Source organism: Niallia alba (genome assembly GCF_012933555.1).
GTDB classification, from domain to species: Bacteria; Bacillota; Bacilli; order Bacillales; family Cytobacillaceae; genus Niallia; species Niallia alba.
In genome coordinates this window covers 2791776-2811497 of record NZ_JABBPK010000001.1, presented here as the reverse complement: position 1 = coordinate 2811497, position 19722 = coordinate 2791776, and the positions used below count along the sequence as shown (strand labels likewise).

Sequence of the window (19722 nt, the reverse complement as noted above, 5' to 3'; positions counted from 1 at the left end):
CTTATCCATTATAAAGGACTTTTTCTTTGCATAAAATAATAAAATTGAACATTTTAAGTATTTTTAATAGTGAAAATAAATTAATGCAACACTAGTGATTATTAATAAATTTCAAAAAACGATTGAAACGATTGAAAAAACTGCTTATAATTAGTAAAAAGAAAACGGAACGAAGCGAAAGGACTAGTATGTGAGTAGCTTTCATAAAAGAGAGTGGAGTTTATAAGCTGAAAGACTTCATGATGAAAGTACACAGAACCTACCTTTCAAGTCCTATTAAAGTAGGCGCATCTCTTGCGTTATCAGACAGAGTGGAATCAATATTTTTATTGATTCAATTAAGGTGGTACCACGGAAAGCCCTTTTTCGTCCTTTGTTTAGGATGGAAAAGGGCTTTTTTATTCCATTGAAGCAGGTTTAATAAAGTACGGAGGAAATAGAATGGAGAAGAAAAGAATTGTCGTAAAAATTGGCAGCAGCTCTTTAACGGATTCAAAAGGAGCTATCGATCAATCTAAACTAAGTGACCATATCGCAAGTATTGCAAATTTAAGAAATAAAGGCCATGAAGTCCTTTTAGTGTCTTCAGGAGCAGTGGCTGCTGGCTTTGCAAAGCTCGGTTATCCTTCAAGACCGGTGACATTGAAAGGGAAACAGGCTGCAGCAGCAGTTGGTCAAAGCTTATTGATTCAAAGCTATAATGAACAATTAAGTAAGTTTGGAATAGTTCCAGCACAAGTCCTCATTACGCGAAATGATTTTTCTAAGCGGGATCGGTACCGAAATGCTTATTCTACATTGACTGAATTGTTAGAAAGAAGCATATTGCCAATTATAAATGAAAATGACACAGTATCAGTAGAAGAGTTAACGTTTGGAGACAATGATATGTTATCAGCTCTTGTTAGTGGGCTTATCCATGCTGATCAGCTAATAATTCTAACAGATATTAATGGGTTATATGACAAGAATCCAAAAGAAGACTCCTCTGCGAAACGAATCAATTATTTGCCGGAAATTACGGAAGAATGGAAGACTGCTGCAAAAGGTTCTGGCTCTAAGGTTGGTACAGGTGGCATGAAATCAAAGCTGATTGCAGCGGAAACGGCTAATACTTTAGGAGTAAAGGTTTTTATTGGAAAAGGGGAAGGGGAAAATAAGTTAATCGATATAATGGAGGACAAAGGTGATGGAACTTATATTGGTTCTGCTGCTTTAACATCGATAAATAGTAATCGTCAATGGATTTCCCTCCATTCTACTGTAGAAGGAAGTCTATATGTCGATGAAGGGGCAGAAATAGCTCTAATGAATAATGGCAGTAGCTTGCTGCCAGCAGGTATTTATAAAGTGGAAGGTTTCTTTGAAAAAGGAAATGTTGTGGAAGTGTATGGAGTAAATGGCGTTATCGGAAAAGGGGAAGTACTTTATTCTTCTGAAGAACTAAAAGAAATTATTTTACAAAGGGCAGAAGAACAAAAAATAGAAAAACATCCAAAATTGGAAGTCATTCACCGTGATAAATGGGTGAAAATGTGAAATGGGAGAGATGAAAAATGGGCGAGGTTTATCAAAAAGGCAAATTAGCGAAGAAAGCAAGTTATCAATTACTAAATTACACAACCGATGAGAAGAATGAGGCATTACTACTAATCAGCAATCAATTAATAGAAGAGAAAGATTTAATTATAAAAGAGAATAAAAAAGATCTTCAAAGTGGGGCAGAAAATGGTTTATCGACTTCCATTTTAGATCGTATCATGCTTGACGAAAAGCGAATTGAGGATATGGCTTCAGCACTAAAGGAGTTGGTTAAGCTTAAGGACCCTGTTGGCGAAGTAGTAGAAGAAATGGAAAAAGAAAATGGACTGAAAATAAGGAAGAAAACTGTCCCAATTGGTGTGATGGGGATGATTTATGAGGCAAGACCTAATGTCACGATAGATGCAGCGAGCCTTGCGCTGAAAACAGGAAATAGTATTGTCTTAAGAGGTAGTTCATCTGCAAAACATTCTAATATGGCACTAGTTAACACGATTCATAGAGCGCTTGATAAATCTGTACTGCCAAGAGATGCTGTGCAGTTGATTGAAGATACGAGCAGAGAAACAGCGAAGGAACTCTTTCATTTAAAGGAATTTTTAGATGTGTTAATACCTCGTGGGGGAAAAGGATTAATTGACACGGTAGTAAAAGAAGCTACTGTTCCAGTCATTGAAACAGGTGCTGGAAATTGTCATTTATTTATTGATGAAACAGCAGATAGGGAAATGGCATTTAATATTAGTCTAAACGGAAAAACCCAGCGTCCGTCTGTTTGTAACGCTTTAGAGACTATTTTGATAGAAAAAAATTGGTTTGATCAATACGGATTGTCTCTCTTAGAGGCACTGCATAATAATGCTGTAGAGATTTATGGAGATAATACAGTGTGTTCCTCTTTTTCTTTTGCAAAAGAAGCAACAGTAGAAGATTGGTATACGGAATATTCCGCTTTAAAGATTAGTATAAAGGTAGTAGAGGATGTTATAGATGCAATCAGCCATATTAATACTTATGGCACAAAGCACTCGGAAGCAATTATTACCGAAAACAAAGAGAATGCCGAGCTATTTTTGTCAGGAGTAGATGCCGCCGCAGTCTATCATAATGCTAGTACGAGATTTACAGATGGATTTGAATTTGGCTATGGGGCAGAGATTGGCATAAGTACGCAAAAGCTTCATGCGAGAGGTCCAATGGGGCTAAATGCATTAACATCTGTTAAATACTTTATTTATGGAGATGGCCAAGTTAGAAAATAACTGCATTTTATCCCCCACTTAACGGATAGTAACCGTAAGCTTCTGAGAATACGAGGAAGATCAACTGTCCGTAAAGGTCCGATTGGTTCAACTAACCATCAGTGGGGGATGACGGAAAACCTCCACTGATGGAAGTTTCACTTTATCTTATAAAATGTTTGATGCAACAGGACATATCATACTTTATTAAGATTGGATGATGATAGTGCAGTATTTAAGTATTTTATTACCAATTTTCTTTATTTTTTCAGTTGGATTCATTGGACAAAAAATGCTTCATATTGATATAAAATCCGTTTCGGCTGTTTCTGTTTATTTGATGACACCATTGTTGTCATTTAGTGTATTTTATGAAACAACTTTTACAATGGACTATTTGTATATGACTCTTTATGCCTTAACTTTAGTATTAGCTATTGTTGCAATTGTTTCTATCATTGGTTATTTTAGGGGTTATTCGGTAAGAAAGACATGTGGAATGATCTTATCCTCTGCATTTATGAACAATGGCAATTATGGCACACCACTTGTTTTATTTGTTTTCGGTGAGCCAGGATTGCATTATGCTGTTATCCTGATGGTTATTCAGCAATTAATTATGGTAACGATAGGTGTCTACTATGCAGCAAAAGGCTCTGTGGAAGACGGGAATGGTAAAGACACATTAACGAAAGTACTTAAAGTACCAGTTATGTATGGGGCTATACTAGGTGCCTTTTTTCATTTCTTCCATATTCCTGTTGGAGAAACGATGCTTGAAGCGATTAAATTAGTTGGGAATGCAGCTATTCCGACAGTGATGCTTGTTTTGGGAATCCAGCTTGCTAATGTAAGTGTAAAAAATATTGCTTATCGGCCTTTATCCATTTCTTTGTTTTTAAAGTTGATTGTATCTCCAGTTATTGCATGGCTGTTGACATTTATTTTGCCAGTAGATGAGATGTTAAAGCAAATAATGGTCTTACTAGCTGGAATGCCAGCAGCAGCGAATACGACACTCTATGCTGTCCAATATGGAACAGAACCAGATTTTGTTTCCAGTGCCACCTTTTTTAGTACAATTGCAAGTTTAATAACTTTACCGGTTATTTTGTCCTTGATTTAATATATTTCTCCATAAAATCTCCATATTTTATAGATATGATTATGTTATAAATGGAGGGATGATAAAATGGGATTGTTACAATTACTTACGTTACTAATTTGTCCATTAATGATGCTATTTTGTATGAAAGGCATGTTTGGACACAACAAGCATCATCATTCACATACATCAAAAGATTTGGATGATAGAGTAAAAAGCCTTGAGTTGGAAAATGGAAAGTTGAGAAAAGAAATCGATACTCTTTCAACGATTGAGAGAAAAGAATCATAGAACAATAGAATGGAATTTATCCCAATTTTAACGGGCAGCTTATCCATCAGTGCGGGATAAGGGAGGTTGGGATATAATCATTCTAGCTAAAGATAAACCAAAACTATTATACGAACATGCTAAAAAAGGTTCGTATAATAGTTTTGGTTTTTTTCTTTGTTTTTAAAAGGGTGTTCCATGAAGTTTATTACCATTACCCGCAGCCGGAATACACTTCGTTTTCCGTGGGACTTGCGCTGACCCGCTTAGAGCAATGGAACGAACTAGTTCTTACATATGACTACATTTAAAAGCACAAATAACCAAACCAAGTATGCGAAAGCAACCATTATTTAATAGTTAATTAGGGATTATTCGTCTTTACAGAGTATCTATTTAGTTCATTATGTCCCAGTCCCTTTCCTATTTATAAAGAAATCTGCACGATAATTGCACATATATAAAGTACTCTAATTATGGACATAACCAAGTTAGGAAGGATGATAATCATGATTAGAAGGAAAATTATATTTAGTCTAGTATCTTTAGTAGCAATGTTTGCCTTAGCTGCATGTACTGGGAAAGATGATGCAGCTCCAAAAGGTGATTCAAGTTCTAATATGATGGAAGGTCATGAGGGAATGAATCATGCAGGTACAAGTGATGTTCCGGAAGGTCTAAAAGAAGCTCTGAATCAAACTTATCCAGTAGGTTCAAAAGCTATTATCCATGCAGATCATATGCCGGGAATGAACGAAGCTGAAGCTACCATTTCTGGTGCTTTCGATACTACTGTTTATACAATAACTTATACGCCTTTAAATGGGGGGGAGAAAGTAGAAAATCATAAATGGGTCATTCATGAGGAAATCGAGAATGCTACAAATGACAGCTATCAAGCAGGAGACGAAGTCATAATAAATGCTGAACATATGGAAGGGATGGATGATGTCACAGCAACTATTGATTCAGCAGAAGAAACAACTGTTTATATGGTAGATTATCAAGATACGGAGACAGGGGAGGATGTTACTTATCATAAATGGGTAACAGAAAGCGAATTGTCACAAGTAGAATAACTAATAATCCCCCTCTCTCAAAATAAATAATCAAAGAGGGAGGGGGATTATGATACTGTTAAAAATAGGTAGTGAAAGTACTAATGCATACAATATCAATCCTGATCTGTCCATTTATAGCCAACACCCCAAACAGTTTGTAAATAAGTATCTGCAGGAAATCCTGTTTTTCGCAGCTTGTCCCGTAGGTTGCGAATATGAGAATCAATGGTTCGGTCTTCTGTTGATACATCATATCCCCAAATGGTTGTAATTAAATGCTCTCTTGAAAACACCAAGTTTTGATTGGATAAAAATAAGGTTAATAAGGAAAATTCTTTTGGTGTAAGGACAATTTCCTGTCCATTAAAAGTTACTTGGAAGGAGTTTTTGTCTAATTTGAGACCTTTAAAGATAATTTTTTTTGAATCTGTTTTCAATCTACGTAAAACGGCATTTATTCTTGCAACCAATTCTTCTTCATCGAATGGTTTTGCGATATAATCATCAGCTCCATATTCTAGCCCTTTAACTATATCGGCTTTTTCGCTTCTTGCTGTCAACATAATGATAGGGGTATTCCAGTTCTTCCTTATTTCTCTACAAGTTTCCAAGCCATCCATCTCTGGCATCATAACATCTAATAGAATTAAGTCTATCTCATTGGATTCGATAAAGTTGATAGCGTCCATTCCTGAATTGCATTTGATGCATGTATAGCCTAATGGAGACAAGTATAAAGATAATAAATCTAGCATAATCGGTTCATCATCCACTAGTAATAAAGTTTTCATTTTTCATTCTCCTTAAAAATAATTTCAAATTCGGTACCTATCTGTTCCTGACTTTTTAAGGTAATTTCAGCTCCGTGCGCATGAACTAGCTCTTGAACAATGGAAAGTCCTAAACCAGTGCCACCAAGCGATCTTTTTCGTGATTTTTCCACGCGATAGAATCTGTTAAATATATAAGGAATATCTTTTTCAGGAACTCCCTTTCCGTTATCTCTGATTAAGAAATGAATCGTTTTCTTCTCTTTCCAAACCTTCAATTCTACTAAACCACCAGTTTTTGAATATTTTATGGCGTTATCTAATAAGTTCAGGAGAATTTGTTCGAGTCTAATCGGGTCGGCATGTAAATTTAAGCTGCTTGGATTGTGAACATTAAATATCATGTTTTTTTCATTAATAGCAGGTGTGAGCTTTCGTTCAAGTCTTTTTAGAAAAATACTTAAATCAATTTTCTCTTTTTTTATGACAAATGAATTTTTATCTATTTTAGCCAGCTCAAATAAGTCTTGAATTAATAGATTCAACCGATTTATTTCTGTCACAATAATCGCTAAGTATTTCTCCCGTTCGTCTGTAGGAGGATTCTGTTTTAGAAGGATATCTGCATATCCCTTTATATAGGTTAATGGTGTTCGAAGTTCATGAGAAATACTCGCTAAAAATTCATTACGCTCTCTTTTTAAATAGTTTAAATCAGTTGCTAGTGTTTCAATAGAAGTGGCTAATTCACCTAATTCATCTGCTGATTTCTGTGGTAGGGTGACAGCGAAATTTCCTTTGTTGATTTGAGAGGTTGCTTCTTTCATTTGAATTAAAGGCTTGGTAATACCACGCGATAAGAAAATGATAATAATAATGGTAATAAAAACAGAGATGAAGCCTATTAAAAGAAAATGTTTATTTAAACTTTGAATGAGATTATGTACCGACTCAGTATCCTGAAACATAAATACATAACCACTTGTCTGTCCATTAATCTTTATGGGACTCATTGTAGAAATAACCGGTTCTTGCCGCCAATTCCCTTCCGCGATTTTCCCTTTGTATGGAATATCACCAAATTCTTTTTTTATATATTTATCATATGAATGGTTAGTTATGGACGAACTAAGTATATTCTTTTTTTCATCTGTAATTACTACGTCCGTGTTTGATTCAGATTCCATCAAAATAACATGTTCGATTATTTCTTTGTTAAAATGCTTTTCTAATACAGTTCGATGTGAGTTTCCTCTTGATTGTAGAGCATTTAATTCCTCCTTTACTCTATTTTCCACAACTGCTTCATGTAATAGGAAGAGCATAAAGGTAATAAGTCCGAAAATAATGCAAAAAAATATGATTCCAATTTTTATTGAGAGTTTCTTCATCGTCTATCTCCTAATATTTCAGCTACTTTCTCAAGTATAAAGGATAAATTTCAAGATTTTATGGAGAAATATGAAATTTTTATAGAGGGTATTAATAGTTTGAAAGCAAAACAAGACTCACATTGCTTCTTAAAAGCAATGGAGTCTTGTTACACATAAAGAAAACTTCGGTCAGTGGGAAAATATCCAATAGAAAAAAACTTGCTTAATGAATGGCAGATTTAGAGAATTTCCCACCATGTGCTTCTTGTGTATCCATAATTGTAATAAATGCATTTGGGTCAATTTCTTGAACAATGCTTCGAAACTTTGCTACCTCTAATCGGGTAAACACTACATATAATACTTCTTTTTCCTGATCCAAATAGCCACCTTTTCCTTTAAGCTTTGTTACTCCTCTTCCTAGCCGGTCAGAAAGTGCTTGGGCAATTTCTTCATATTCATCCGAAATAACCATCGCAGCTTTTGTATCATCAAATCCTTGAATAACCGCATCAATTGCTTTACTTGCAATATAATAGGTAAGAATTGAAAACATTGCTTGTTCCCAACCTAAAACAAAACCAGCCCAAGAGAAAATGAAGACATTAATAAACATCACAAATTCTCCAACAGAAAAGGGGATTTTTTTAGTAAGCAGGATGCCTAATATTTCTGTACCGTCTAATGCCCCTGAATTTCTAATGACAATGCCAACACCTGCACCTAGCAATAACCCACCAAAAACTGTAGCAAGTAGCGGCTGGGTGGTAATTGGTTCAAAGTGTTCAAGCAAAAACTCAATGATTGCGAGCATAATGATTGAATAAAGGGAAGAAATACAGAAGTTTTTCCCAATATATTTATAGCCAGCAAATAAAAAAGGTAGGTTGATAATAAAGACAAGGATTCCGAAGTTTAAGCCATAACTATATTTAAGAATCAGTGAAATTCCAATAACTCCACCATCAATAATTGTATTTGGAGCTAAAAATAAATCAATTGCGATTGCTGCAAAACCTGCACCTATTGTTAGCATCAAATATCGAATGATTAAGTGGGCGGTACTTTCTTTTTTATGGGTTTTTACCATGAGTAGATCACCTTTCAACAAACTTTATTAAAAAAATTATCTCATTCTTAGCGGACAGTTAGACTCCCCCTCAAGCTTAGGAGAATGCGAGGAGGATAGGTGGGAGATCAACTAACTGCCCGTTAAGATCCGATTGGTTCAACTAACCATCAGTGGGGGATGACGGAAAAAAAACACTGATGGAAGTTTCACTTTATCATTTTATATAGTATCAGAAAAAAAACGATAAAAAAATTTAGAAGAACAAATAGTATTTAATATTGCATAATAACAATTCGAACGATACAATATTAACATAGTACATTTTAATTCTAGGTAGGTGAAATTATGTTTAACAGAGAGTTAGTAAAAGGTAGTACATCCTTAATACTTCTTCAGTTATTAGCAGAAAAGGAAATGTATGGATATGAACTAGTGAAAGAGATGGAGAAAAGAAGTGACTATTCCTTGCAAGTCAAAGAAGGGACATTATACCCAGCGCTACATAAATTAGAAAAACAAGAATATGTGAAATCTTTCTGGAAGGAATCAGAAAAGGGGCCAGCGAGAAAGTATTACCAAATTACAGTGGCTGGTGAGCAAATATTAGAGCAAAAAACAGCGGAATGGAAAAACTTTGTGCAAACGATTGATAAAGTCATTGGGAGAAAAGGCGTATGATTGCTTCAAAAGAATCCTACATGCAACAGCTGCGGGATTTACTAAAAGAGCATGAACAATCAGAAGAAATATGTAGGGAATATGAACTTCATCTAGCGGATATGTTAGAAGATATTGTTTTAGAAAAACAATATACAGAACAAGAAGCAATCACCATCGCAATAGAAAGATTAGGATTCCCAAAGGAAATTGCTGCATTGTATCAAGAAGAGCTAACGATGACTGCCAAAAAAACGCAATGGAACTTCTTTTTTGCAAATTTGTTTTTCTTTGTAGGAGGTATTGGGTTGACGGTAATTTATCATCACCTATCTAATCCAACAATCAGCAAATTATGGTTATTCCTAACAAGTATTCCGTTTTTTCTTATTATACTTTATTTATTCTTTTGGCTTTTGCTTGGATATGAAGTGGGCAAGGAATTTGGACTTGGCGGAAAAAAACTATTAATGAAGACCTTTTGCATTTCGTTAGTTCCTAATCTTTTACTTATGTGTTCCGTTGTCTTTAAGATCATTCCGTCAACAATATTTGATCCATTATTAACACCAGAATTTATCCTTATCTGTATTTCTTTTACGATTATGTTATATCCAATATGTTTTCTCGCATTTCGCTATGGAACAACGAGATCGGTATAAGTTGTTCTTTTGCATACTACCTAGTATTACTGTGCAATGAAATTCTATTTATTTTTTATTTGACTATATAGAATAACTATGTAAGGGGAGAATAAAATGAACAAGAAAAATTTTATTTATTTCATAGGTTGTTTTTTACTTGCAATTATTGCTGAAGTGACATTGTTTACAGAGACAATCGGTATTTCTCTTAGTATTTTTGTTGTTGTCTTTTATGTTTTTTATTTTTATCTAACGAGGAAACAAACACATACACATCGTCTAATAGGCATTTACATATTCGTATGCATATGGTTACTAACATTATCATTTGTTTTTATTGGTAATCCTTATTTTTATCCCTTAAATCTTTTAGTTGTTTTTATTTTAATTGGATTTCACACTGTGTTAATTACAAGTCCCGCTTTTCTTCATTGGAGTAATATAGACGCCTTTCTTTATATTCAAAAGAAAGTATCTTCCTTTTTTAAATTAGGAAAATATTTAACCTTTCTTGTTCGAAAATCGGTAAAAAGACGTGCCAATGAAAGGGATTATGTAGCAATGAAAAGAATATTATTAGGAATTGTTATTGTTATGCCAATTTTGATAATACTGATTTTCCTGCTCAGTATGTCAGATCAGCATTTTAGTACGATGGTCGAAACAATAATTACCTGGCTTGTTTCTTTTAAAGTAGATGAAATAAGTACGTTAATACGAATTGGTTTTATCTTTGTTTTTCTATTACTATTAATGAAAACAATTAGTAAGAAGTCGATTATCATCCCAAAAGAGAGAAAGGTTAAACAAGGAAGATGGGAACAAGCAACTTTATTAACAATTTTACTTTCTATTAATGGACTGTATATATTTTATACCGTCATACAATTTCAATATTTCTTCAATGATGTATTAATAAATGGTTTCACCTATGCAACCTATGCGAGAAGGGGGTTCTTTGAACTTATTATCGTAACAGTTATTAATATATCCATTATTTTATTAGTAAACAGATTTGCTAAAAACCGTACTCTTTTCTTAAAAATAGTTTTATCCTCTTTAATTGTTTTTAGCTTTATCATTCTTTTGTCTGCTCATTTACGATTGTCTTTATATGAACAGGCGTATGGCTATACGTATTTACGTTTGTTTTCTCATTCTTTCATTATCTTTTTAGCGGTATTTTTCTCGTTTACACTAATAAAAATTTGGGTGGAGAAACTTCAACTTATACGCTTTTTCTTATTGTTGTCCCTATTATATTATTGTGGACTAAATGTAATGGATATCGATCGATTAATCGTCAGCAAGAATTTGCAGCGCTTTGACGAAACAAATTTAATTGATTTTTCCTATATAGATGCATTATCATATTCAACCATTCCAGTTTTAGTGGATTATTACGAAAGCAATCCGGAAATGAAAAGTGTAAAACATTTATTGCTTGCTAAAAAGGAACTCCTTCAGCAGAAGAAACAAAAATGGCAGAGCTATAATATTGTGGAAGACCGTGCTAGAAAGTTGCTTGGAAAAATCGATTTTGATAAGAAAATTTCTGAAAATCAAAATGTAAAAAATAACAATTAGAGGAAGAATAATTATTTTTTTATGACCCGTATCTTTTTCGCTATCTCAAACGTTCTATATATAAACAGTAAAAGGAGGGATGTATTAATGAGGAGGGAAATACAAAATATAGACGATTTATATCAAAAACTTGATCATTATTGCAAGTACCTTTCGCTGGATAAATGGGAGCGGGAAGATTTAATCCAGGATGCTATTTTAAAAGCGCTGGAGAATTATAAAGAGAAAGATATTACACCTGCTTTGCTTAAAAAAATTGCCAATAATCAATTGATTGATAAGATAAGAAAAAAGCAAGAAATGATTGGAATCAAAACAAACGAAACAGGAATAGAAAAAAACAGTTTAACTTCCATGATGCTGGCAGAATTACTAGCTGAAAAACTGACATTTAAACAAGGAATTGTTTATATGCTCGTAGAAGGATTTCAATTTCGCTTAAAAGAAGTTGGCGAATTGTTAAATATGACAGAAACTGCTGTGAAATCGATATTATTTCGGGCCAGAAATCAAGTGAAAAAAGAAAATACAATAGTGAAAGTTCCTTATGATGAAAATAAGGAAATCATTCGAAGCATGTACTATGAAGTACTAAAGAAAGAAGATCCAGCTATTCTAATTAATTCTATCTATAAAGACATCATTTTAGTGAAAAAAGCGAAAAAATATTTGTCTCACCAAACAATGCTTATGGCAGCTTAAAAAAATTATCGGTACGGGAGGCTATAAAAATGAGTACAATTCCTTATGTAATTGAACAATCAGCAAATGGAGAAAGATCCTATGATATTTATTCACGGCTTTTGAAGGATAGAATTATCATGCTTGGGGATGAAATCAATGACCAAGTAGCTAATAACATTGTGGCTCAACTGCTATTTCTCGCAGCAGAAGATCCGGAAAAAGATATTTCTTTATATATTAATAGTCCTGGTGGCTCAACTTCTGCTGGCTTTGCTATTTATGATACGATGCACTATATTAAACCAGATGTTCGTACAATTTGCACAGGCATGGCTGCATCCTTTGGGGCGTTACTGCTTCTCGCAGGTGCGAAAGGAAAAAGATATGCTTTACCGAATAGCGAAATTATGATACATCAGCCGCTTGGAGGAACGAGGGGACAGGCGACCGAAATTGAAATATCAGCGAAAAGGATATTAAAGTTGAAAGAACATATTAATCAAATTATTGCAGATAAAACTGGTCAAACTATTGAAAAAATTGCCAATGATACGGAAAGAGATTATTTTATGAGTGCAGGGGAAGCCAAAAATTATGGGATTGTGGATGAGATAATTACTGCAAAATAAAAAAGGAAGAAGGTATCCGTTTATTAGTGGATGCCTTTTTTAATGCTTTTAAGGGAACTAGCGCCTAGTCTCTTTTCATGTATAATAGAAAGAGAAAATAAAATATTAGGTTGGAAAGTTAAAGGTGGCAAAATGGAAATTGTAACAGTGCAAATTGAAACACCATTTGAAAAAAATTTACTAAATGGTAATCCCTTAATATATAAAGACGCTATTGCGACTAACCTTGATTTAGAAGAAGGGCAAATTATAGATGTTGTAACGAAAAAGAATAAATTTATCGGCAGAGGCTATTACGCCATTCAAAATAAGGGAATTGGTTGGATTTTAACTAGAGAAAAGAACAAGTCAATTGACCGTACTTTTTTTGAAGAACAATTAAAGAAAGCGATTGATAAAAGAGTTACCTATTTTAAAGATACAGAAACAACTGCTTTCCGTATTTTTAATGGGGAAGGCGATGGAATAGGCGGATTCTCTGTAGATCTCTATCAAAATTATCTTCTAATACAATGGTATAGTATTGGAATATACAAATACAAAAGCTTGATTGTTGAATCTTTACTGCACCTCTTAGATGTGGAGGGAATTTATGAGAAAAAAAGATTTGACGATAATGGAACTTATATGGAAGATGATGATTTTGTCGCTGGGAAAAAGGGCGATTTTCCAATCACTATTTTAGAAAACGGTGTTAAATATTCGGTGAATTTAAATGAAGGTGCAATGACAGGGATTTTTTTAGATCAAAAAGATGTTCGTAAAACTATCCGTGATAAATACGCGAGAGGAAAGAATGTCCTTAATACCTTTTCCTATACAGGTGCATTTTCAGTCGCGGCAGCTGTTGGTGGCAGTGTATCGACAACGAGTGTCGATTTAGCAAATCGGAGTAAACAAAAAACAGCGGATAATTTTCTGTTAAATGGAATCGACGTATCCAAGCAAAAAATTATGGTAGAAGATGTTTTTCATTATTTTAAATACGCTGTAAAGAAACAACTTTCCTTCGATATGGTTATATTAGATCCACCAAGTTTCGCTCGTTCAAAAAAGCATACGTTTCGAGCTGCAAAAGACTATACGAATTTATTAAGGGAAGCAATTGCCATTACGAATCAAAATGGAATTATTGTTGCTTCCACTAATTGTGCAACCTTTGATATGAAAAAGTTCAGAAGTTTTATTGAAGCAGCTTTTAATCAGCAAAAAGAAAGGTATCAAATTGTTGAGCAATTCGGCTTACCCAATGATTTTGCGAATATTAAAGAAGTAAAGGAAAGCAATTATCTAAAAGTTGTTTTTATAAAAAAATTGAAATGATATTTTAGGATATTATTTTAACGTTGAGATCCAAAAAAAGGATTTTGCTTCTATGATGCGAAATCCTTTTTTTTATAAAAAGAAGGGTTTACGTTGTGAAGAAACACTTGTAATCTAATAAAGAAAGATTACTTTTTTTAGGCTTTGCCCTAAATAAAATATTTTTGTTTAAAAAGGAGAAACAGTGAATGACGATTAAAGCAATTCTTTTTGACTTGGATGATACGTTATTATGGGATAAAAAAAGTGTACAAGAAGCTTTCTTAAAGACTTGTAAATTGGCAGAAGAAAGATATAATATTTCAGCTGAACGTTTAGAAGAAGCGGTACGAAAAGAAGCAAGAGCTTTATATGAAGGCTATGATACCTATGCATTTACGAAAATGATAGGTATTAATCCATTTGAAGGACTTTGGGGAGAGTTTCTAGAAGAACATGATTTCTTTCCAAAAATGAGAGAGCTTATTCCTGTTTATCAAAAAGAAGCATGGACAAAAGGATTGTTAACATTAGGGATCCATGATCACAACTTCGGTGAAGAACTAGCTAAAGCTTTTCCAGAGAACAGAAAGAAATCACCTTATGTTTTTGAAGAAACATTTTCAGTTCTTGATCAATTAAAGGGGAAATATTCTTTATTATTATTAACGAACGGATCTCCTCATTTGCAAAATACAAAGCTATCCATCACACCAGAGATTTCTCCTTATTTCGATTATATTGTTATTTCTGGAGATTTTGGGAGAGGAAAGCCTGATCCTTCCATCTTTGAGCATGCCGTTTCTCTAGTAGGTGTAGACAAATCAGAATGCTTGATGGTTGGTGATAATTTAATGACAGATATTTTAGGGGCAAACCGTACGGGAATTAAGTCAGTCTGGATTAATCGTGAAAATGTTATAAACCAAGAAATCCAGCCAACATATGAAATTCATCATCTTCAGGAATTATTCTCTATATTGAAACAAAAAGAATAAAAGTCTGGTAATCATAAGGAGTGTTTTATTGTTCCTTGTGGTTACACAGACTTTTTCATTTTTTATATAGCGAATCTTTAGTCTAATTTTCTGACCGGTCGTTTGGCAAGATATGTCTATATGGAACAGGTGACGCTAAAATAACAGAGGTATTAATGGTGCCGTATGGAATTAGACGATCAACCAAGTTTCTCATTCCGTCTATTCCAGAAACAGCTGCTTTAATTATATAACTCACAGTACCGGTTACGCGATGGCATTCAATAATATCCGTTTCTGTTTTGATAAACTCCTCAAATGCATGAGGCTCTTCTTTTAGTTCACTAATTTGAATAAATAATAGTGTTTCTCTCCCTAACTTTGCAGGAGATATTCTTGCGCTAAATTCTAAAATAATCCCTTTTTCTTGCAGTCTTAATAACCTTTCCGAAACGCTTGGACGGCTTAAAGCTAATTTTTTGGATAAATCACTAACTGTAATTCTTGCATCTTCCTGTAAAATTTTAAGTAGTTGTATGTCAACTTTATCCATTTTAACGAATGCTCCTTTTTGCAAATTGAATGTAATCGCACAAATATTCATGCGAAATTGAAGATGTACAAGATAATTACATTCATATTGGTATGTAAAAATGCTTCGATATATTCTATCATTATATATGTAAGAATTCCACCCAAAAAACCACATGTTTATAGGATTTCATCAATGAATCCTCGTTTACCTTCCACTTATAATCATTACTATAGGAGTGTATGTAGTTGAAAAAAATAATTGTTATGATGTTTGGATGTTTAATTACATCATTTGGTCTGTATTTATTAAAAGGATCTGCGATTGTCACTGGAGGAACAGCAGGACTTGCATTAAGTGTATCTTATTTGCTACCTATTTCTTTTTCCATCTTATTTACTTTAATAAACATTCCATTTTATATTTTATCTTATTTTAAAATGGGCAAAAAATTTACTTTGTCCACCATATTAGCGGTTTCGTTAGTTACTTTATTTTCTTATTTACATTCCCTCATTCTTCCGCCATTTGCCCTTTATCCTTTATTAGGTTCCATGATCGGTGGTGTTATTATTGGAATAGGAACAATTATTTTGTTTATGAATGGTTCGTCCTTAGGGGGCGCACAAATTCTCTCTATTACGCTTCAAAAACAATTTAATTGGAATATGGGGAAAACAAATTTTATTTTTGATACAATCGTTATTTTAATTGGCTTGTATAGTGTTGGACTAGTTAGAGGCCTATACAGCATTGTATCAGTATTTATTATTTCCTTTATGATGAGTACTTTTAAGGAAAAAATAGCACATCGAAATACAAGCAAAAGTAATATAGAAAAAGTTCCTACAGTTGTTGAAACACAGTCTGTTTAACGGCAAAATAAAGAGGCTGGGACATAAGTATTCCAGCCAAGGATAATTCCGAACAATTATACGAAGATGCTAATGAATGTTCCGTATAATTGTTCGGGCTTTTATTTGTTTTTCAAAGGATGTTTCCATGAAGTTTGGTGCGATTCCCCGCAGCCGGAATACACTTCGCTTTCCATGGGGCTCGCGCTGAGCCGCTTCGGCCTGTGGCCTGCAGGGTCTCAGACTGTCTCGCTAATCCCATAGGAGTCTTCGTGTATTCCGGCTGCTCTGTTTTTCCAACTAATTATATTTCCTCTTGTAAAAAGTATGCGAAAGCAGCCGCTATTTACTAGCTATATTAGAAATTGTTCGTCTTTACAGAGTATCTATTTAGTTATGTCCCATCCTCTATTTTTATAAAGTTTATTATAAAGGAAAAATTAATTGACAGTGATAATCATTTTCATTTAAAATAATAACAAATAAACGAAAAGAATAGGAAGGTGTAAGATATAATGAAAAATGATTTCATTGTTTTAGCTCCATTTCAATATATGATCGAATGTACCTGTCCTAGACCTGAACATTCATTCATTCTAGATTTACATAAAGGTGATATCATTACGGTTACTGAGGAAAGAAAGTACGTTGATTCACTTGGCTGGCTTTTACTTGTCATGATAAAGGATTATAGTTTTTTCATGTTTGTGGATGAAATCGAAGAATTTATCTCCAGTAAAAAGATTACATCTTTACTGGACATGGAATTGAGAATGAATTATTTAGAATATAAAGTAAATGAGTCTTTAGATGGCTTGAATAAAGAGCAATTTGATTTATTTGCAAGTGAACTTAATGATTTAAAATCTATTCAAAAAGATCTTGCGGTGATCTAGCGTTATAAATGGTAAAGTAGCAATTCCAATCTGTTGTTGGGTTGCTTTTTATTTTGGGTACTTAAGATTATGAATGTTAGCTGTTGGTATGTTTGGCTGCTACGTTTGTAGTAATTCTAAGAAATTTCTCTAAAAAGTCTTGATTATTTGCAAACGCCGGAATAGGAGATTACAATAGAGTGGTATTAGAAGAAGGCAAATGTTTGCTTAGGAGGATTATTAGAATGAAAGTCAAAATAAACAGACACGCGGTAAAAGTTCTCAATCAAATGCTAGAAAAGGCTGAAGAAGGAGAAATGATTCGCGTATACATAACTGAGAATCATGGAAACCATGCTCATTATGATCTGAAATTGGACCAAAAGACTGAGCATGATGAAATTGTTCAATCTGATAAGGACATTCCTATTTTATTGGATACAAGAGAGGCAGAGTTCTTGGATGGTGTATGGATTCAATATTTCCATGTTCCACAACCAGGTTTTACAATTTATAATCCATCAAAAGAACATCATCATCATTAAAAAAAGGAAGTGGAGACACTTCCTTTTTTTTGGCTGTTTGTATGAAAACTCTTTAGGTAAAAGGCAACACTAAGCTGAACCTTCTAAATTTGAACTTTTTTAAAAGGCTAGGAATGATTAAATATAGTGCTTTTGTTATTCATTAAGCAATTTGTTCATTAGTGGGTTCAATACGATACCCTTTCCTTTTTAAGTATTGAATCATTTTTTGTTCTTTACTTTGTTCGAGATCAACATAATCAGGGCCTAGTTCCTGATATGGTTGCCTTGTTTTTAAAATATTGTAAGCAATTGTTAGGATTAAATGAGCGGAAGCGATCCGTGCTTTCGATTTTCCTTGTCGTTTCATAATTCTTTTTCTATGTGCAGATATGCGATTATACTGTCTATCTGTAGCCATGGAACATTCAACAGCGGTGGTTCTTAATGATTTGTTTCCGTACTGAGTTTTACCTGTTTTTTTTTTACCGGCACTCTCATAATTTCCTGGACTCACTCCAGCCCATGAGGCTAGATGTTTAGAACTTTTAAATACTGACATGTCTACACCCATTTCAGCTATAAAGATTGCGGATGCATTTTTATCCACACCCGGTATGGTATCTAGTAGTTCGCACTCCTCTTGATAAGGAATAAGCGCTTGGTCTATGCGTTCAACTACTTTTTCGATTGTTTCATCGATGTGATTGATATGGTCCCAATGGAAACGTAACATATCAATATGATGTTTACGTATTCCACCGTTAAGGGCTTCTGCAATATCTGTTGTGCTCGCCTTAACTCTTGAATCAACCATTTGTTGAAGTTCAAACACACCTATTTTTTCGCCGTTTATTAGGGCTTCAATAATGCGACAACCAGTGACACCAAAAATGTCAGATAAAACAGAAGTTAGTTTAATATTTGCATCCTGTAGAATTTTGTGGATTCGATTGCGCTCAGAAGTTCGTGTATGGATGAGTTTTTTACGATACCGGGTTAAATCTCGCAAATCACGAATTTCTTTGGGCGGTACAAAATTTTTTTCAATTAGTCCAGAACGCAAAAGTTTAGCTAACCACTCCGCATCTTTTACGTCTGTTTTCCTTCCGGGAACATTTTTAACATGTTGGGCATTGGCGAGGATTAATTGGAAGTCACATTCTATAACATTCCAAACGGGCTTCCAATATACACCGGTACTTTCCATTACAGCATCCGTTATTTTGTGTGAGGATAGCCAGTCGCTAAGTGCCAAAAGGCCACTTGTGGTTGTTGGAAAGGTTTGAATCTCTTTATTTGGTTTTTTATCTAATGAACCAAATAAAACACAAGCAACTACTGTTTCTTGGTGTACATCTAGGCCTGCACACCGTTCAATCATAGCTTCCATATAATCACCTCAAAGATTTTTAATACAATACAAGCGACAGAAGTCATCATACAAAATTTTTGTATTCGTGTTTATAAACACATTAGACGGTTCTTTTAAACTGTCACAACCAGTTTTTCTAACGGGGTATCAACTTGTATTGATCCACCAAACAGTCTTCGGACTGGTCGTATTGTACTATTAATTATGGTCAGGTGTTAAGTGGTTTAGACTTTCTATCATGGGATAGGAGCAAGTTTTCATGATAGACGGTGGCGGCGGGTAACGCCGCCATGAGAGTTTTTCTAAAAGATTGTTGCTTTCTCAATAGAAAAAATCAATTAATGAGTAAATCTGAGCAGCCTGAATACACGTAGACTCCTGTGGGATTAGCGAGACAGCCTGAGACCCTGCAGGCCAAAGGCAGACCGCGGCTCAGCGCGAGCCCCACGGAAAGCGGAGTGTATTCAGGCTGCGGGTCATAGCAACAAAATTTACGAAAACAGCCTTTTTTTACACTTCCTAAAAATTAATTTCTCAAAAACGATATTTCCATCCTGGTTATTATATGCTAATGTTTTCTACTAAATGGAACCTGTACTAAATAAAATCCGTCAAATTTAAATAACTTTACGCAAAAAGGTTTACACA

The 19722-nt window shown here is 34.1% G+C and carries 20 protein-coding genes and 1 other annotated feature; of the genes, 15 read left to right on the top strand and 5 right to left on the bottom strand.

All coding sequences use genetic code 11. The annotated features are described in order from the left end of the window. The first annotated feature begins 170 nt into the window (after positions 1–170). Positions 171–377, top strand: a binding site (T-box leader). A gap of 64 nt (positions 378–441) precedes the next feature. The 5 genes from proB (at position 442) to HHU08_RS13435 (ending at position 5237) form a co-directional block, all read left to right on the top strand. Beyond that, positions 442–1539, top strand: a complete 1098-nt coding sequence (proB, locus tag HHU08_RS13455; RefSeq protein ID WP_169188660.1) for a glutamate 5-kinase — start codon at positions 442–444, stop codon at positions 1537–1539. A gap of 17 nt (positions 1540–1556) precedes the next feature. Beyond that, positions 1557–2804 (top strand): glutamate-5-semialdehyde dehydrogenase, encoded by a 1248-nt coding sequence (locus HHU08_RS13450; protein WP_169188659.1) that lies wholly within the window; start codon positions 1557–1559, stop codon positions 2802–2804. 205 nt (positions 2805–3009) lie between these two features. Next, positions 3010–3909, top strand: a complete 900-nt coding sequence (locus tag HHU08_RS13445; protein ID WP_016203625.1) for an AEC family transporter — start codon at positions 3010–3012, stop codon at positions 3907–3909. Positions 3910–3975: 66 nt separating this feature from the next. Then, positions 3976–4179, top strand: a complete 204-nt coding sequence (locus HHU08_RS13440; RefSeq protein WP_016203626.1) for a DUF2933 domain-containing protein — start codon at positions 3976–3978, stop codon at positions 4177–4179. A gap of 488 nt (positions 4180–4667) precedes the next feature. Continuing rightward, positions 4668–5237: a YdhK family protein gene (locus HHU08_RS13435; RefSeq protein ID WP_169188658.1), complete on the top strand. Its 570-nt coding sequence runs from the start codon at positions 4668–4670 to the stop codon at positions 5235–5237. Positions 5238–5332: 95 nt separating this feature from the next. Here the strand turns inward: HHU08_RS13435 and HHU08_RS13430 are convergent, their stop codons facing one another. The 3 genes from HHU08_RS13430 to HHU08_RS13420 all read right to left on the bottom strand — a co-directional run bounded on the left by HHU08_RS13430 (position 5333) and on the right by HHU08_RS13420 (position 8452). Further along, positions 5333–6010, bottom strand: a complete 678-nt coding sequence (locus HHU08_RS13430) for a response regulator transcription factor (RefSeq protein ID WP_016203629.1) — start codon at positions 6008–6010, stop codon at positions 5333–5335. Then, the gene (locus tag HHU08_RS13425) at positions 6007–7380 is read right to left on the bottom strand and encodes a sensor histidine kinase (protein WP_169188657.1); all 1374 of its coding nucleotides are present in this window, start codon (positions 7378–7380) and stop codon (positions 6007–6009) included. The genes HHU08_RS13430 and HHU08_RS13425 overlap by 4 nt, the downstream gene beginning before the upstream one ends. Before the next feature lie 205 nt (positions 7381–7585). Then, positions 7586–8452 (bottom strand): YitT family protein, encoded by an 867-nt coding sequence (locus tag HHU08_RS13420; RefSeq protein ID WP_016203632.1) that lies wholly within the window; start codon positions 8450–8452, stop codon positions 7586–7588. 327 nt (positions 8453–8779) lie between these two features. Here HHU08_RS13420 and HHU08_RS13415 point away from each other — a divergent pair, with 327 nt between their 5' ends. The 7 genes from HHU08_RS13415 (at position 8780) to HHU08_RS13385 (ending at position 14935) form a co-directional block, all read left to right on the top strand. Then, complete coding sequence (locus tag HHU08_RS13415; RefSeq protein WP_016203633.1) at positions 8780–9112, top strand: PadR family transcriptional regulator; 333 nt, start codon at positions 8780–8782, stop codon at positions 9110–9112. After that, complete coding sequence (locus HHU08_RS13410) at positions 9109–9753, top strand: permease prefix domain 1-containing protein (RefSeq protein WP_016203634.1); 645 nt, start codon at positions 9109–9111, stop codon at positions 9751–9753. Before HHU08_RS13415 ends, HHU08_RS13410 begins: the two co-directional genes overlap by 4 nt. Before the next feature lie 96 nt (positions 9754–9849). Beyond that, complete coding sequence (locus tag HHU08_RS13405) at positions 9850–11322, top strand: DUF4153 domain-containing protein (protein WP_169188656.1); 1473 nt, start codon at positions 9850–9852, stop codon at positions 11320–11322. Positions 11323–11409: 87 nt separating this feature from the next. Continuing rightward, positions 11410–12024, top strand: coding sequence for a sigma factor (locus HHU08_RS13400; protein ID WP_169188655.1), 615 nt, complete (start codon positions 11410–11412; stop codon positions 12022–12024). A 29-nt stretch (positions 12025–12053) separates the two neighbouring features. Then, positions 12054–12635, top strand: a complete 582-nt coding sequence (gene clpP, locus HHU08_RS13395) for an ATP-dependent Clp endopeptidase proteolytic subunit ClpP (protein WP_016203638.1) — start codon at positions 12054–12056, stop codon at positions 12633–12635. Between the two features lie 132 nt (positions 12636–12767). Continuing rightward, positions 12768–13958 carry a class I SAM-dependent rRNA methyltransferase gene (locus HHU08_RS13390; protein ID WP_040343599.1) on the top strand — a complete coding sequence of 397 codons (1191 nt, stop codon included), beginning with the start codon at positions 12768–12770 and terminating at the stop codon, positions 13956–13958. 188 nt (positions 13959–14146) lie between these two features. After that, positions 14147–14935, top strand: a complete 789-nt coding sequence (locus HHU08_RS13385) for an HAD family hydrolase (RefSeq protein ID WP_016203640.1) — start codon at positions 14147–14149, stop codon at positions 14933–14935. A gap of 82 nt (positions 14936–15017) precedes the next feature. Here HHU08_RS13385 and HHU08_RS13380 read toward each other — a convergent pair whose 3' ends face one another. Next, positions 15018–15467, bottom strand: a complete 450-nt coding sequence (locus HHU08_RS13380; RefSeq protein ID WP_016203641.1) for an Lrp/AsnC family transcriptional regulator — start codon at positions 15465–15467, stop codon at positions 15018–15020. Between the two features lie 227 nt (positions 15468–15694). Here HHU08_RS13380 and HHU08_RS13375 point away from each other — a divergent pair, with 227 nt between their 5' ends. The 3 genes from HHU08_RS13375 (at position 15695) to HHU08_RS13365 (ending at position 17720) form a co-directional block, all read left to right on the top strand. Then, positions 15695–16321 carry a YitT family protein gene (locus tag HHU08_RS13375; protein WP_169188654.1) on the top strand — a complete coding sequence of 209 codons (627 nt, stop codon included), beginning with the start codon at positions 15695–15697 and terminating at the stop codon, positions 16319–16321. A gap of 494 nt (positions 16322–16815) precedes the next feature. Next, positions 16816–17196, top strand: coding sequence for a hypothetical protein (locus tag HHU08_RS13370; protein WP_016205505.1), 381 nt, complete (start codon positions 16816–16818; stop codon positions 17194–17196). A 224-nt stretch (positions 17197–17420) separates the two neighbouring features. Beyond that, complete coding sequence (locus HHU08_RS13365) at positions 17421–17720, top strand: HesB/YadR/YfhF-family protein (protein ID WP_016205504.1); 300 nt, start codon at positions 17421–17423, stop codon at positions 17718–17720. Between the two features lie 142 nt (positions 17721–17862). Here HHU08_RS13365 and HHU08_RS13360 read toward each other — a convergent pair whose 3' ends face one another. After that, entirely contained in the window at positions 17863–19092 is a 1230-nt protein-coding gene (locus HHU08_RS13360) for an IS110 family RNA-guided transposase (protein ID WP_100525939.1), read from the bottom strand. Positions 19093–19722 lie beyond the last annotated feature (630 nt).

Bases quoted from the DNA above. Each gene is read 5' to 3' on its own strand.
- proB (WP_169188660.1), top strand. From the start codon at position 442: ATGGAGAAGAAAAGAATTGTCGTAAAAATTGGCAGCAGCTCTTTAACG.
- HHU08_RS13450 (WP_169188659.1), top strand. From the start codon at position 1,557: ATGGGCGAGGTTTATCAAAAAGGCAAATTAGCGAAGAAAGCAAGTTAT.
- HHU08_RS13440 (WP_016203626.1), top strand. From the start codon at position 3,976: ATGGGATTGTTACAATTACTTACGTTACTAATTTGTCCATTAATGATG.
- HHU08_RS13435 (WP_169188658.1), top strand. From the start codon at position 4,668: ATGATTAGAAGGAAAATTATATTTAGTCTAGTATCTTTAGTAGCAATG.
- HHU08_RS13430 (WP_016203629.1), bottom strand. From the start codon at position 6,010: ATGAAAACTTTATTACTAGTGGATGATGAACCGATTATGCTAGATTTA.
- HHU08_RS13425 (WP_169188657.1), bottom strand. From the start codon at position 7,380: ATGAAGAAACTCTCAATAAAAATTGGAATCATATTTTTTTGCATTATT.
- HHU08_RS13420 (WP_016203632.1), bottom strand. From the start codon at position 8,452: ATGGTAAAAACCCATAAAAAAGAAAGTACCGCCCACTTAATCATTCGA.
- HHU08_RS13415 (WP_016203633.1), top strand. From the start codon at position 8,780: ATGTTTAACAGAGAGTTAGTAAAAGGTAGTACATCCTTAATACTTCTT.
- HHU08_RS13410 (WP_016203634.1), top strand. From the start codon at position 9,109: ATGATTGCTTCAAAAGAATCCTACATGCAACAGCTGCGGGATTTACTA.
- HHU08_RS13405 (WP_169188656.1), top strand. From the start codon at position 9,850: ATGAACAAGAAAAATTTTATTTATTTCATAGGTTGTTTTTTACTTGCA.
- HHU08_RS13400 (WP_169188655.1), top strand. From the start codon at position 11,410: ATGAGGAGGGAAATACAAAATATAGACGATTTATATCAAAAACTTGAT.
- clpP (WP_016203638.1), top strand. From the start codon at position 12,054: ATGAGTACAATTCCTTATGTAATTGAACAATCAGCAAATGGAGAAAGA.
- HHU08_RS13390 (WP_040343599.1), top strand. From the start codon at position 12,768: ATGGAAATTGTAACAGTGCAAATTGAAACACCATTTGAAAAAAATTTA.
- HHU08_RS13385 (WP_016203640.1), top strand. From the start codon at position 14,147: ATGACGATTAAAGCAATTCTTTTTGACTTGGATGATACGTTATTATGG.
- HHU08_RS13380 (WP_016203641.1), bottom strand. From the start codon at position 15,467: ATGGATAAAGTTGACATACAACTACTTAAAATTTTACAGGAAGATGCA.
- HHU08_RS13370 (WP_016205505.1), top strand. From the start codon at position 16,816: ATGAAAAATGATTTCATTGTTTTAGCTCCATTTCAATATATGATCGAA.
- HHU08_RS13365 (WP_016205504.1), top strand. From the start codon at position 17,421: ATGAAAGTCAAAATAAACAGACACGCGGTAAAAGTTCTCAATCAAATG.
- HHU08_RS13360 (WP_100525939.1), bottom strand. From the start codon at position 19,092: ATGGAAGCTATGATTGAACGGTGTGCAGGCCTAGATGTACACCAAGAA.